Raw genomic sequence first — 13,988 nt, 5'->3', positions numbered from 1 at the left:
AAATTGTTTTATAATTGAAAGGATGGTTTAGTTGAAAAAAAGTTTCAGTTTTATCTTATTTGCATTTACTTTGGCTATAATTTTAAGCAGTAACTTTTTAGAATTAATTGTTAATTTTTATACTGATTGGCTGTGGTTTGAAAGCTTAGAGTTAGCAAGTGTCTTTTGGACTATTTTTGGGACAAGGTTGGGGCTTAGATTGGGGCTTTTGATTTTATTTACTGCAATTACTTTTGTTAATTTATCATTTACTAAAGATAAAATTTTATCTTTTATAAATAATTTAAAAAAGAAAATGCAAAAGAAAGAAGATGTTATTGAATTAAACCCTATATCTTCTAATAATTGGCTTAATTTAATCAACTCCAACAGAATCAGCCTGGTATATTTAGTAGTCAGTCTTTTAATTGGATTTTTATTTAGTGGTGTTGGGACAACTAGTTGGCAGTTGGTACTTAAATTTATTAATCGAACCCCTTTTGAAATTGTAGATCCTATTTTTAGTAAGGATCTTTCCTTTTATATTTTTCAACTCCCAGTATATGAATTGATTTATCAAATGTTAACTGTTTTAGTTATTCTAAATTTAATTATTGTAGGAGCTATTTATCTGTTTATAGGAACTGGAAATTCTAAATTTAAATTTAGTACTAATAACAAAGCAAAATATCATATTTCAATTTTGCTTAGTGCTTTTTTCTTTTTAAAAGCATGGGGGTATAGACTTGATATGTTCGATTTATTATATTCTGAAGCAGGAGTTGCCTTTGGAGCTAGTTATACAGATGTTAATGCTCAGTTGTTAGCTTTAAGAATACTATTAATTATATCGCTGCTATTAGGAATTGTTACGTTAATTAATAGTTACTTTAAACAGACGAAACTAATTATTGGAGGAGTAGGAGCATTAATTTTAGCTTCTATTTTATTAAATGGTATTTATCCATCTTTAGTTCAAAGATATCGAGTAGAACCAAATGAGTTAGCGATGGAGTCTCCTTATATTGAACACAATATCGATTTTACTCAACAAGCTTATAATTTAGACCAAATTGAGCGGAGGGATTATCCGTTAGAGGAAGACATTTCATATAATGATCTTCGCAACAATCAAGAGACGATCGATAATATCAGATTATGGGATCATAGGGCTTTAAAGGATACTTATAGTCAGTTACAGGAGATTAGATCATATTACACCTTTACTGATATTGATGTAGATAGGTATTCAATTGATGAAAACTTACAACAAGTAATGCTTTCAGCTCGAGAATTAGATCAAGACTTATTACCAGAACGAGCTCAAACTTGGGTTAATAAAAGATTGGTCTATACTCATGGTTTTGGGGCAGCTATGAGTCCTGCCAATAAAGTAACAAGTGGTGGCCTACCTGAGTTTTTAATTAGGGATATTCCACCTCAGAGTGATCTATTTGAGATAACAGAACCTAGAATTTATTATGGAGAAGCAACTAATGATTATGTAATTGTTAATACTGAGGCAAATGAATTCGATTATCCTGAAGGGGATCAGAATAAATTTTATAATTATAAAGGCACAGGAGGAGTCAAACTTGATTCTCCAGTTAAGAGATTAGCTTTTGCGTTTAAGTATCGAACACTAAACATGCTATTGAATGATGACTTAACCACTGATAGTCGATTAATGTTTGATCGTAATATTCAGGATAGAGTTCGTAAGGTTGCTCCTTTTTTAAGGTATGATCAGGATCCTTATTTGGTCATTGGTGATGATGGCAATATGTATTGGATTCAAGATGCTTATACAACGACAGATATGTACCCTTATTCTGAGCCTCATAATTGGGGAAATTATATTAGAAACTCAGTTAAGGTTGTCATTAATGCTTATACGGGGGATATGGACTTTTATATTGTTGATGAGGAGCCTATTATTGAGACCTACCAGAGTATTTTCCCCGACTTATTTAAGTCGTTTGAGGAGATGCCTGAGGGAATTAAAAATCATATCAGATACCCTCAAGACTTATTTAATGTTCAAGCTCAATTATATAGTACTTATCATATGAGTAATCCTAATGTCTTTTATAATAAAGAAGATGTCTGGAATATACCTCGTGAACATTATGATGGGAGCTCGATTATGATGGAGCCTTATTATACAGTAATGAGCTTACCAGAAGAGGATGAAGAAGACTTTATCTTAATGCTACCTTTTACACCAGCTAACAGAAATAATATAATCTCTTGGTTAGGGGCCAAATCTAATCCTGCTAATTATGGAGAACTAGTTTTATACGATTTCCCAAAAGGAGAACAAGTTTACGGGCCAATGCAGATTGAATCAAGAATTGATCAGCATGAAGATATATCCCAACAACTAAGCTTATGGGATCAACGCGGTTCTAGAGTAATTAGAGGAAATCTATTAGTAATTCCAGTTGGTCAATCATTACTTTATGTAGAGCCGATCTTTTTACAATCTGAAGATGATCAAATCCCAGAATTGAGAAGGGTTATTGCTTCATTTGGAGATGAGATTGTAATGGAGTCAACTTTAGAGTTAGCTTTATTACGTTTAGTTGGTGATGAAGAATTAAAAGAGGAACTAGAGGATGGCTTAGAAGACGAGCCAACAAAAACAAGAGAAGCTTTTCCAGAAGTGGATATCAATCTTCAAGAAAAGATCAGTGAAGTTACAAGCTTATATAATGAGGCTCAAGAAGAATTGAAAGACGGTAATTGGCAAAAATATGGTGAGTTGGTAACAAAATTAGAGGAGAAGTTATTACAACTGGAAGAAGAGTTGAATTAATTAAAGTTATCAATAGGGGGAGCAGTTATTTAGCTCTCTCTTTTCTACTTTAAATTTATATCAAAGGGTGAGCTGACATGGATGAAAAAAAGCTTGAAATTATTCAAGAAACAATGGAAGTAAAGCGAAATGAGGCTGAAATGGCTCTTGAATTAGCTGAAGGAGATCTAGACCGAGCATTAGTAATGATTGATTATGTTGATAAAAACTTTATTGTTGTTCATGGAAAATTTAATTATGGTAGCTCAAATAATAGAGTTTATGGCTTGTTTAGTCTAATTGCTGATGGAAAACAAGGTGAGTTTATTAAACATGAATTAGCCTTAAGTAAGCAACGAAAAATATTAAATATATCTTTAAATGTAAATAATAAGGTATTCATGAAGACTTTAAATAATCTTGATCCAGAACAGGTTATTAAAGATCAAGCTGTTAGTTTAAACTTTTTTTCTAGCTTTAATCCGACAGAAATCTTTAATTTATTGAATCTGGTTAAGGATAAACAGCAAGATAAGATAAAAAATTTATTTACAGAAAAATTAGAGGATGTTATTGAAGAAGCGGTTGATTTAGAAATCTACACTGATTTAACTACTAAAGCTCAATTAAAAAATTTTTACTCCGATTTATTTCCAACACCAGATTCTTCTCCAGAAAAAGAAGAAGAGGAAGAGGAAAAGGAAAAAGAGCAGAATAAATTGGAAATGGAGATCCGCTTAGGTTGTACTCCAATTGTTTCTCCAACCCAAGGGCAGAAGGTGTCTCAGCTAAAGATTGGAGATAAGCTAGCAGTTAAAATCACTGATGATAGAGAGATTGGACAATACTTAGCTAAATTGTTACATAATTCTGAAGGGATTACTGTAGGAGAAATAAAGAGTATTAGCTTTAATGAAGATTCTGAGCGTTATTTGATCTTAATTCAATTTGGCCCGAGTATTTATGGACAAGTTCTAATAGAACCTGAAATTAAATTGGCAATCATTACAAATAAAGATAAGGGAGTCAATGCTAACCAAGAGAAAAATAAAGGCGAAACTAGAGTTGATCTGAATATAAATAAGGAAACTATAATTATTGGAAGCTTAATTGTTTTAATAATTTTACTATTAATTATGATTTTAAGAATTTATTAAGTCTTTTGTAATTGAATTAAATAAATAACTACATAGCGATCAATAAGATCAGTTAGAATCATTAATTCACTCTCTTTATTATTTACAAAACGAAAATCTTTTACTGGAGGAAAGACAGTAGCATCTTGTCCCGTCGGAACATAGTTTACTGGCTTACTATGGTGATGATGTTCTGTAACTTTTAATTGAGCTTGATCAACTGCATTATAAAGAGTCGAACTAACTTGACAGATTCCTCCTCCTATTGCTGATGAATACTCTCCTGAATCGATAATTGGAGCTTCTTTATATCCTTTACTAGCAGTAGGAGAACCTACTAGTTGATTAAAGGAAAATTCTTCTGCCTTATTTAGTTGGTATTGATCGATTTCTTGTAAAGAAAGTTCAATATTTTTTCTACGATTAGTCTGATTATTTTCCAAGTACGTAGTATAATTACTTAAAACCTTTCCTGTAATGATTTCATCTTCAACTTCAATTTCAAAATATTGCTTCTCTTTTAATTTTTCTGCAGTAATTGTTGGGGGAATCTTTTTGGTTACAAATTGGACATCTGTTCCTGGTTCAGCCGTTAATACTCTTTTTATCGTGGCAGGAATATCTATTTTTTGGCCAAATTGTTCAGAAATAATTACTTCCTTAAAAATGAAAGAATTTTTTGGTTTAGTCTTTTCTTTTTGGGCCAATTGAGTTATAATATTAGCGAGTTCTTCTTTTGTTTTACCACTTATTTCTTCTCCTTGTAGAGTAACTCCAGTATTAACTTGTTGTTGCTCAGGAGGGTTAGCCTGATCATTAGGAGGTTCATTAGATTGATCAATTAAGTTATTATTTCTAATTAAAACGGTAAATAAGCCACTGATTAGAATAAGTGCAATCAAAATTGGAATATATCTTGCTTTATCTTTTAGATCCATCTTGCATCTCCTTTTTAATATTTTAAAGCCTTTAATTTTAGTTTATATCATCTATTTAATATTATGTATCCTAGATTTTGCTTTTTATCTAATTATTAACTGCAATAAATCATCACATTTAATTACCTTAATCATATAATGTAAATAAGGGGGATGAAGATGTCACTAAACTCCGCATTGGTAAGTACTGAACAGACTTTAAGTAAGTTGATTAATCAGTTAGAAGTATTAGATAGTATAAATTTTAAAGATTGTAAAGTTAAAAAGATTACAAACAATTCAAAAGAAATTAGTCCTGGCTCTTTATTTGTGGCAGTAAGTGGCTTTAATACTGATGGACATAAATACATACCTGAAGCTGTTAAGCAGGGAGCAGTAGCTATTATAGGAGAAAAAAAAGTAACTATTCCACAACAGATTCCATATTTAAGAGTTGAAGATTCTAGAAAAGCTTTAGCCCAACTTTCTAGAGAATTTTATAATTTTCCCAGTCAGAGACTGAAGTTAGTTGGGGTTACTGGGACTTCAGGTAAAACAACAATTACAATGATGCTTGATCATATTATTGATCAATTAGAAGAAAAGACTGGATTAATCGGTACTTTACATACTAAGATTGGAGATGAATATTACTCTAACCCCAATCACTGTACAACACCTGAATCTATAGTCTTAAATCAAAGGTTGGCCCGGATGGAACAGCAAGGAGTTAACTACGTAAATATGGAGGTATCTTCTCATGCTTTGAAATTAAATCGAGTTTGGGGATTAGATTTTGATTTAGCTATCTTCACTAATTTATCCTATGATCACTTAAATTTTCATCAAACATTAGAAGATTACTTTCAAAGTAAAGAACAACTATTTTCTACTTTAAATGAAGATAGAATTGCCATTTGTAATTCAGATGATATTTATACGGAAAGAATCATTAAAAATACTCCAGCTATTAGTTATACTTATGGAATTAAGAGTAATGCTGACCTCACTGCTTGTGATATAAAAATTACTAAGCAAGGAATTAAATTTAAGCTAAAAGTCAATAATAACCTTGTAACTATGGCCGGCAAACTAATTAAACCTACTTCTTTAGAAATTACCATTCCTATAATTGGTTATCATAACATATATAATGCATTAGCAAGTTTTTTAGCTTGCTTGTTATTAGGGTTTCCAATGACTAAAATCAAGTCTGGTTTAGAAAGCTTTACTGGAGTTAAAAGAAGAATGGAATTAACTTATGATCAAGACTTTTTAATTATTGATGATTTTGCTCATAACCCTTCTAGTTTAAGTTCTAACTTTAAGACTATACAAGAACTTAATTATAAGAATTTAGTAATTGTTCACTTTTTGAAAGGGAAGAGAGGGGTTGAAGCTAATCAATATAATGCCCAATTGATAAGTAATTGGGCCAACAGATTAAATTTAAAAGAGATTATTACTACTAGAGCAGAGGAAGAAGTGATTGACAAAAATAAGGTATTACCAGCAGAAGAAGCTGCATTTGTCAAGACTATTAAGGAAGAAGATATTAAAATTACAACTACTGCTAACTTAAAACCTGCCTTACAACTAGCTTTAAATCAGATTGAATCAGATGATCTCTTACTGTTATTAGGAGGGCCAGGTTTAAATAAAGGGCAACAATTTTTAACTGAATTAATGAATTAAATTAAGTGGATATATCGTAAAGGAGGCAATAATGAAGAAAATAAAGATTATTACCACAGGTGGAACAATAGCTATGGGAAAAGATCAACAGACTGGACAGATTGTACCTAAATTATCCGGTCTTGATTTATTAAAACAAGTACCACAATTAACAAAAATGGCTGATTTAGAATTGGTTCAATATGCTAATTTAGATAGTTCACAATTAACTGCTCCAATGTTATTAGAATTAGCTGAATTAGTTGAAGAAGCATTACTTGAAGAAGAAATAGATGGTGTCTTAATTACACATGGAACTGATACTTTAGAAGAGACAGCTTATTTATTAGATCTAGTCTTGGATATAAAAAAACCCGTAGTAATTACTGGCGCATTAAGAAGCTTTAGTCAGCTCAACTCAGATGGGGCAGCTAACTTGGTTCAATCAATTCAGACAATATTAAATCCACAAAGTAAAAATAAAGGGGTTTTAGCAGTTATAAATGAAGAGATACATGCAGCTAGATTTTTATCTAAAATGCATACAAACAATCTAAATGCTTTCTCTTCACTAAATTGCGGGCCAATAGGTACTATCGACCACTCTGGAATCCATTACTCATATGATTTACCTGCTCAAATTACAATTCACCCTGAAGAATTAGAGGAGCGAGTGGAGATTATTAAGTTAGCAATTGGTAGTGATGATCGATTAATTCAAGCAGCACTTGATTATGACTGTCAAGGATTAGTACTTGAGGCTTTTGGGTTAGGTACTTTGCCTGAAAAGATAATACCTGGTCTAACTAGGGCCAAAAAAGAAGGAGTTCCGGTTGTGATTACTTCCCGTTCTTATGAAGGAAGGGTCTATAATCTATATGGTGCTTCTGGCGGAAATGCTGATATTAGAGATTTAGATCTAATCTTTGCTGGGAGTTTAACAAGTACTAAAGCACGGCTTTTGTTAATGCTATTGTTAGGAAAAAATCTCTCTCAAACAAAGATTCGGGAATATTATCTCAAATTGAAATCATAATATATAGTATGGTGATGGTTAACAGCTACTGATTATTAAATCGGTAGCTGTTTTTTTATCGTTATTACAAAACAGCTTAAGTCTAAGGCTGAGTTTGAGGTTAAGTCAACCATTAAAACCATAAGGTCTTAGGTTTTACTTAAACTTAGACTTAGCCTTAAACTTAATATCAATTATTCAATATCAACTATACACTACTTTTACCGAGGGGGATAATCGTTGAAAAAATTCAAACCTAAGCGAGTCTTAATAGAACATGATGCTTTAGATTATAAATTAGGCCAAGAACTTGAGAAGAAATTCAAAGCTGAAGAAATACCAATCGATTATATCAAGTCCCATAACCGAGTCAGGGCAGAAAAGGAAATGAGCCCCATTGAACTATTTAACTGGAATAAGCAAACTCTGGTTGTAGGAGTGAAAAAGACATTAAAATTTAAATCATGTCAACCTTCTGCCGATTACAGATTAGTAACCAGTACTAGTTGTCCGGCAAAGTGTGAGTATTGTTATTTAGCTAAAAATCTCGGTTCAGCTGCTTATCTTAGAATTTATGTCAATCTTAAAGAAATACTGAAGGCAGTCAAGAAACATATCAGAAAAGGCCGAGGGGAGATTATTACTTTTGAGGCAAGTAGCTCTTCGGATCCAGTAGCTGTTGAGCACTTTACTGGTTCTTTAGCTAAAATCATAGAGTATTTTGCTAAACAAGATAAAGGTCGTTTGAGAGTAGTTACCAAATTTGCTAATGTTGATAATTTATTAGACCTTACACATAATAATCATACAAGATTTAGATTTAGCCTTAATTCTAGTTATGTAATTAAAAATTTCGAGCATTTGACTGCCTCTTTAGATGAAAGAATTACAGCAGCAAGTAAGATCCAACAAGCAGGTTATCCAGTCGGTTTTATCTTGGCTCCATTAATGATTTATGATGGCTGGCAAGATGATTATTTAGATTTATTAACTGAATTAAAGGAAAGATTAGTCAATCCGACATCCAATAATCTGACCTTTGAGTTGATCATGCACCGTTTCAGTACTAGATCAAAAAACTTGATTGAAGCTAGATTTCCTAATACTAAATTAAAATTAGATAAAGAAGCTTATCATCATAAAGGGTTTGGTAAGTATGTCTATCCACCTCAACAAGCAAAAGAGTTAAAAGAATATTTAACTAAACAGATTAACGATCTCTTTCCTAAGGCTGAAGTGGAATATTTCACCTAATAAAAGGAGGGTCACAAGTGAGTGAGAATTATAAAGCATTACGAATTATCTCTATCGCTTTTAAAGTCTTAGCTGTATTGGTTTTTTTAGGAACAAATTTAATTACAGTTTTAAATTTTATGCAAGGACCACCAGGAGGGCCAAATCAACATATGGCCTTTAACATCTTTAATCTTTTATTTCCCATCTTTATTGGACTATTTAAAACCTTATTTTTATATGCTTTAGGAGAGTTAATTATTTTATTTATTGAAGTAAAAAGCGATTTAGCAAAGATTAATCATTCTTTAAGGAAATAAAAAAAGGAAATAAAAAAGTTGCCTCCAGCAACTTAATTTAAGTCTAAGGTTGAGTTTAAGTAAAACCAACAAATATAATCAACCTTGCTAATTTCCCCATAAATAACAAGTGCTTAGGAATTTTAATCCTAAGCACTTGTTATTTAAACTTATTCTGCAAAAAATCTGTCAATTTCTGCTTCAATCTCTAACCAATTACTAACGCGGATAACATCTCCCTTATAATGTCGATTATGATGCATATCCATTAATAATGCTTCAACACCAGCATCTTTAACAGCAAGAACATTAGCTAACATATCATCAATAAAGAGCTCAATGCCTTTTTGTTGACAAGCTTCAGCTTTATCTTCATTATGAATCAACTCATCATAATGGATTTGATGTTTTTCTAACCAATTTAATGTCAATTGATTACGCTTATCAATTCTAGCTGTAACTAAAATAATTGTAAATCCTTTTTCTTGCAATCTCTTCAAGACCTCTTTAGCATGAGGTCGAGAATCAGCACTTTCATATATTTTAGGACTATGAATTTCCATAAATTCTTCAACCTGTTTATCTGTCAAGCCATAAGCATCTCCAAAATGATAAACATCCTCTTTTCTTTCTGTTAAATTAAAATGATTGCAGATTGTTTGATGCCAAATGTTGTCTTCTCCTTCACCTTCTGCAGTTAAAACTCCATCAATATCAACACCAATTATTTTTTCCATAATTACCACCTCATTATATAAAGTTATAAATTAAGCAATCGGTCTTTCCTGTTCTTTGGATTCTACTCTAAGCAGAACTTCTAATGCTTTCTGAGCTGCTATTAGATGTTTTGAATCAGGTTCAATTGTAGTAAACTTTTGCACCAAATAAGGAAGATATAAGATCACCTTAGGAGCAATTAAGAGAATCTCATAAGCAATTCCGATAGCCACTAAACTCATTAGATAAGCATTAAAACTTAGTCCAAGTCGCTCAAAGGAAGTAACAATGATTAGATAAAATACAACTAAATTGGTTCCACATCTACGGGCCAACCTAGAATAACCAGTTAATTCTCCTTGAGAATCTCCTTGATAATAATTAACCGCCTTATGTTCAGCCCCATGAAATTTGAAAATTTCCTTTAAAATAGTCATTCTTAATACTATTAATATTCCTCCAACTAAAATTAAATAAGTCAGTAGGTTAAATCTTGCAAAAAAACCGAATAATTGAGCACTTTGGGTAGGAAAGAATCTATATTGAACCTGAAGACCAATCTCTAAAAAAACAAGCAAAATTACGGGCCAAAACTTCTTGGGACTTCCACTGGCTTCTTTAAAAAAAGCAATTAAGGCAAAGATAATACTGACAATCCCTCTTAGAAAAGGGATCTTTTTTAAGAATAGAAATAACTTATTATCTGCTATTTTATTTTTACTGATCGTATATTTTAATCTGTTATTTTCATAGTAAGCTTTAACAGAATAACGTTTACCAAATAATCTAACTCCATTTTTGTAAGCTCTGCCACCGATCTTCATAGTTAAACACCCCCAACTATCTAATAGTTTACGTTTTTTTTACTTAGATGTCAACTTTAATTCTTGGAAAAAACTACTTATAATTAGCTAAGAAATCTGTTATAATGAATTTAGTTAATTTTAAAGAGTAGGTGATAGTAATGACTAAAAAAGAAGAAGGTAGTACATTATCGCGACGTGATTTTTTAACAAAAACTGGACAGATAATGACTGGGTTGTTACTTACTGGAGTTGGTTCTAGTTGGAATAACTCTGCTAAAGCTTTAAATTCTCAAAGAACAAATAAAAACAAGTATCTTTTATTTCATGTAGATGGAATCTCTTCTAAAGTTTTTCAAGAAGAGTTGACTGCTGGAAATTTAAAGAATCTAGAAAGTTTCTTTTCAGATGGGAGAATAATCAAGCACGGAATTACCTATTATCCTCCTTTTACTCAAGTAGTTGTCTCTAGAATTAGAGAAGGTAAGGGGATTGAGGAAGGAAAATTAATAGATTGGTATCGATATGATCCTAAAACTGAAGAAGCAAGAGACAAATTAGGAGTCTTTAGAGATATGGTATCTACAGTTCAAAGACGCTCTAAAAGTAATTTTATCTATGGAGTACCAATGGCATCAACCTTTGGCGGACTAGCAATGTTAAATTTACCTGATTTAATAAAAAAATATGGTGCAATAGAATACTATTGGTTTGCTACAGATACTTATGGTCATATGTTAGGAGAGCAGGCCTTAAAAGAAAGTTTACGAAAGTTTGATACCTTTTTTGGGTTGTTGACCAATAATTTGAGTGATGATATAAATGTTATTGTTTATTCTGATCATGGTATGAGTCATGATGATAGTACTATAGATATCAATAAGAAAGTAAATGCAGTAGTTAAAGATAAAATCTTAAAATCTGCTCATCCCAATCTTTATCTAAAAGATCCTCAGGATAAAAAAATAGTTGCTGAAAAACTAGTAGCTGAAACTCCACTTGATTATGCCTTCTTTAAAAAAGAGGATAAAATAATTGGAATTCATCAAGAGAGCATTGTTATTTTCAAAATTAAAGAAGGAAAAATTAGTTATTCTTATCAGGGCCAAGATACATTTAATTACTATACAGCAGGTTATCAGGGGGAATTTTTAACTGAAGAAGAATGGTTAGATTTTAGTTATGATCTAAAATATCCTTTAGCACCAGTCAATATCTATAAGTTATTTAATAACCTCTATGCTGGAGAAATAATTACTGTTTTAAATCCTCCTCCAATCATAGGTGGAGGCTATGTTAGAAAAGGAAATCATCATGGATTGACTGCTGAAAATATGACTGTCCCTATTCTACTTAAAGGGCCAAATCTAAAACATCTTTATGGGCGAAAGTATATGCGATTAGATAATTTATTTAATGAAATACCAAAGGTAGATTTTGAAGATGTAAAACCAGAAAGAAATAAGCATTCTATTAATTTAAATCAACAGTTTAATTTTACTTATTCTCCGAAATATCGCTTCAAATTAGGTACTGATGTCACAAACGATGATGATTACAGATTCTGGGGTTTATATGAACTTTATAGTGGGCACCTATCTAAATTCTGGTTAGGTGGTGGAGCAAGTAATCAAGCTGGAGAAGATCTGGAGGCAATGGCTAAATGGAAGTATCAGCTTAAAGTCAATAACTTAGGTTTGAAACACAGTAATTCCACTGTAGATAACTCTACATTAAACTTGTTTTATAAACTGAATCAAAATCTTGAACTTAATTTTATTGATTTTGAATCTCTTGGAGTTAGGTATAGGTGGTAGGTCGCTTTTAATTTTAACTCTAACTTGGTATAATAAGACTGCTAGAACAATAGAGAATCTACATAACTATTTATAAAATTAGAGATAATAAAATTAGGAGGGATAAAATGGCTATTGTAGAGGTAACTGTAGTGCCAATAGGTACAGAACAGCCTAGTTTGAGCAAGTATGTAGCTGGCTGTCAACAGATTTTGGAGCAAGAAGAACGAATTGAATATCAACTTACACCAATGGGGACGATTATTGAAGGGGATTTAGATGATATTTTTGATTTAATCAAAAAATTACATCAACATCCTTTTGAAAAAGGAGCATTGAGGGTAACTACTTCAATTAAGATTGATGAACGATCTGATAAAGAAGCTAGTATGGAACAGAAATTAAATTCTGTAGAAGATAAATTAAACTCTTAAGTAGATAAGAAATAATTATTATGGAGGATCTGATTATGGAAGAGATATATTTAGATAATGCTGCAACAACCAAACCCTATCCTGAAGTCATAACTAAAATGAATCATACTTTAACTAAAGCATATGGCAATCCTTCTTCACTACATGGCAAAGGATTAGAAGCTGAAAAGTTAATCAAGACAGCTCGCAAAGAGATTGCTAATAAGTTAAAGATCAAAACTGATGAAATCTATTTTACTTCTGGTGGTACAGAAGCAAACAATTTAGCAATTAAGGGTACAGTTAATGCCTTACATAGATATGGAAATAGAATTATTACCAGCTCAATTGAACATCCATCGGTCTTAAATGTCTTTAAAAGGTTAGAAGAGCAGGGCTATGATGTTAAATATCTTGATGTAGATCAAAATGGAGTAGTTGATTTAGAGCAGTTAGAAGAATACTTAACTGCAGAAACTATTTTAGTCAGCATTATGGGGGTCAACAACGAACTAGGCTCTATTCAACCATTAGCTAAGATAGGAAAGTTAGTAGCTTCTTTTGACAATCTCTATTTTCATGTTGATGGAGTACAAGCTTTTACTAAATTAGATCTATTTCCAGCTAAATTAGGAGTCGATCTCTATTCAATCAGTGCTCATAAGGTTCACGGGCCAAAAGGAGTAGGAGCTTTATATATTAAGGATGGTACTAGAGTTGATAATTTAATCTCAGGTAGCAAGCAAGAATCAGGGGTCAGGCCTGGTACAGAGAATGTTCCAGGTATAGTTGGTTTTGGAGAAGCAGTAAAAGAGATTGAGCAAGAAGATTTTACAACTAAGATGTACCGTTTAAAAAAGCTTTTGGTTACTAGAATATTAAATGAAATCGAAGATAGTTTTTTAAACGGGCCAACCATCGAGCAGGGAGTTCCTCATATAGCAAATATCTCATTTGCTGGAATTAAAGGTGAAATCTTAGTTCATAGTTTAGAAAGGGATAATATTTATCTTTCGACTGGAGCTGCTTGCTCTTCTCGATTGGATACGCCCAGTTATGTATTAGAGGGGATTGGAGTAGAAGGTGATCTGATTGAAGGAGCAATTAGATTCAGCCTATCTTCCCAAACAACCAAACAAGAGATCAACCATACAGTCAATAAATTAAAAAAGCATGTTACTGTTTTAAAACAAATTATACAGAGGTGAT

Annotated in this window: 12 protein-coding genes; 9 read left to right on the top strand and 3 right to left on the bottom strand. The window is 31.8% G+C overall.

Annotated features, from left to right (window positions below; all coding sequences use genetic code 11):
• The first annotated feature begins 31 nt into the window (after positions 1–31).
• Positions 32–2,797, top strand: a complete 2,766-nt coding sequence (locus MWH28_RS07985; protein WP_248618832.1) for a UPF0182 family membrane protein — start codon at positions 32–34, stop codon at positions 2,795–2,797.
• A gap of 77 nt (positions 2,798–2,874) precedes the next feature.
• Positions 2,875–3,933 (top strand): hypothetical protein, encoded by a 1,059-nt coding sequence (locus MWH28_RS07980; protein WP_248618830.1) that lies wholly within the window; start codon positions 2,875–2,877, stop codon positions 3,931–3,933.
• Here MWH28_RS07980 and MWH28_RS07975 read toward each other — a convergent pair.
• Positions 3,930–4,850, bottom strand: coding sequence for a VanW family protein (locus MWH28_RS07975; protein WP_248618828.1), 921 nt, complete (start codon positions 4,848–4,850; stop codon positions 3,930–3,932). The two genes, MWH28_RS07980 and MWH28_RS07975, sit on opposite strands and share 4 nt — an antisense overlap.
• A gap of 159 nt (positions 4,851–5,009) precedes the next feature.
• Between MWH28_RS07975 and MWH28_RS07970 the strand changes: the two genes are divergently transcribed.
• From MWH28_RS07970 to MWH28_RS07955, 4 genes are all read left to right on the top strand, one after another.
• Complete coding sequence (locus tag MWH28_RS07970) at positions 5,010–6,524, top strand: UDP-N-acetylmuramoyl-L-alanyl-D-glutamate--2,6-diaminopimelate ligase (protein WP_248618826.1); 1,515 nt, start codon at positions 5,010–5,012, stop codon at positions 6,522–6,524.
• Positions 6,525–6,555: 31 nt separating this feature from the next.
• Entirely contained in the window at positions 6,556–7,539 is a 984-nt protein-coding gene (locus MWH28_RS07965; protein WP_248618825.1) for an asparaginase, read from the top strand.
• 219 nt (positions 7,540–7,758) lie between these two features.
• Positions 7,759–8,772 carry a spore photoproduct lyase gene (gene splB / locus MWH28_RS07960; protein WP_248618823.1) on the top strand — a complete coding sequence of 338 codons (1,014 nt, stop codon included), beginning with the start codon at positions 7,759–7,761 and terminating at the stop codon, positions 8,770–8,772.
• Between the two features lie 17 nt (positions 8,773–8,789).
• Positions 8,790–9,071, top strand: coding sequence for a hypothetical protein (locus MWH28_RS07955; protein ID WP_248618821.1), 282 nt, complete (start codon positions 8,790–8,792; stop codon positions 9,069–9,071).
• A gap of 149 nt (positions 9,072–9,220) precedes the next feature.
• On the opposite strand, the gene MWH28_RS07950 is transcribed toward MWH28_RS07955, so the two are convergent.
• Together MWH28_RS07950 and MWH28_RS07945 are read right to left on the bottom strand one after the other, a co-directional pair.
• Positions 9,221–9,787 (bottom strand): 5' nucleotidase, NT5C type, encoded by a 567-nt coding sequence (locus MWH28_RS07950; protein ID WP_248618819.1) that lies wholly within the window; start codon positions 9,785–9,787, stop codon positions 9,221–9,223.
• A 30-nt stretch (positions 9,788–9,817) separates the two neighbouring features.
• Positions 9,818–10,591: a DUF1385 domain-containing protein gene (locus MWH28_RS07945; protein ID WP_248618817.1), complete on the bottom strand. Its 774-nt coding sequence runs from the start codon at positions 10,589–10,591 to the stop codon at positions 9,818–9,820.
• A gap of 140 nt (positions 10,592–10,731) precedes the next feature.
• Here MWH28_RS07945 and MWH28_RS07940 point away from each other — a divergent pair, with 140 nt between their 5' ends.
• From MWH28_RS07940 to MWH28_RS07930, 3 genes are all read left to right on the top strand, one after another.
• Complete coding sequence (locus MWH28_RS07940) at positions 10,732–12,387, top strand: alkaline phosphatase family protein (protein WP_248618815.1); 1,656 nt, start codon at positions 10,732–10,734, stop codon at positions 12,385–12,387.
• Positions 12,388–12,494: 107 nt separating this feature from the next.
• On the top strand, positions 12,495–12,800 hold the full coding sequence (locus MWH28_RS07935) for an MTH1187 family thiamine-binding protein (RefSeq protein WP_248618813.1): 306 nt from the start codon (positions 12,495–12,497) through the stop codon (positions 12,798–12,800).
• 35 nt (positions 12,801–12,835) lie between these two features.
• A complete protein-coding gene (locus tag MWH28_RS07930) occupies positions 12,836–13,987 on the top strand; it encodes a cysteine desulfurase family protein (RefSeq protein ID WP_248618812.1) in 1,152 nt (383 codons plus the stop codon).
• The last annotated feature ends 1 nt before the right edge of the window (position 13,988 follow it).

The organism is Natroniella sulfidigena (assembly GCF_023223645.1).
Lineage (GTDB): Bacteria > Bacillota > Halanaerobiia > Halobacteroidales > Halobacteroidaceae > Natroniella > Natroniella sulfidigena.
The sequence above is the reverse complement of the archived record's forward strand: the minus strand, read 5'-3'. Positions and strand labels throughout refer to the sequence as shown.

Bases quoted from the DNA above. Each gene is read 5' to 3' on its own strand.
- MWH28_RS07980 (WP_248618830.1), top strand. From the start codon at position 2,875: ATGGATGAAAAAAAGCTTGAAATTATTCAAGAAACAATGGAAGTAAAG.
- MWH28_RS07975 (WP_248618828.1), bottom strand. From the start codon at position 4,850: ATGGATCTAAAAGATAAAGCAAGATATATTCCAATTTTGATTGCACTT.
- MWH28_RS07970 (WP_248618826.1), top strand. From the start codon at position 5,010: ATGTCACTAAACTCCGCATTGGTAAGTACTGAACAGACTTTAAGTAAG.
- MWH28_RS07965 (WP_248618825.1), top strand. From the start codon at position 6,556: ATGAAGAAAATAAAGATTATTACCACAGGTGGAACAATAGCTATGGGA.
- MWH28_RS07950 (WP_248618819.1), bottom strand. From the start codon at position 9,787: ATGGAAAAAATAATTGGTGTTGATATTGATGGAGTTTTAACTGCAGAA.
- MWH28_RS07945 (WP_248618817.1), bottom strand. From the start codon at position 10,591: ATGAAGATCGGTGGCAGAGCTTACAAAAATGGAGTTAGATTATTTGGT.
- MWH28_RS07940 (WP_248618815.1), top strand. From the start codon at position 10,732: ATGACTAAAAAAGAAGAAGGTAGTACATTATCGCGACGTGATTTTTTA.
- MWH28_RS07935 (WP_248618813.1), top strand. From the start codon at position 12,495: ATGGCTATTGTAGAGGTAACTGTAGTGCCAATAGGTACAGAACAGCCT.
- MWH28_RS07930 (WP_248618812.1), top strand. From the start codon at position 12,836: ATGGAAGAGATATATTTAGATAATGCTGCAACAACCAAACCCTATCCT.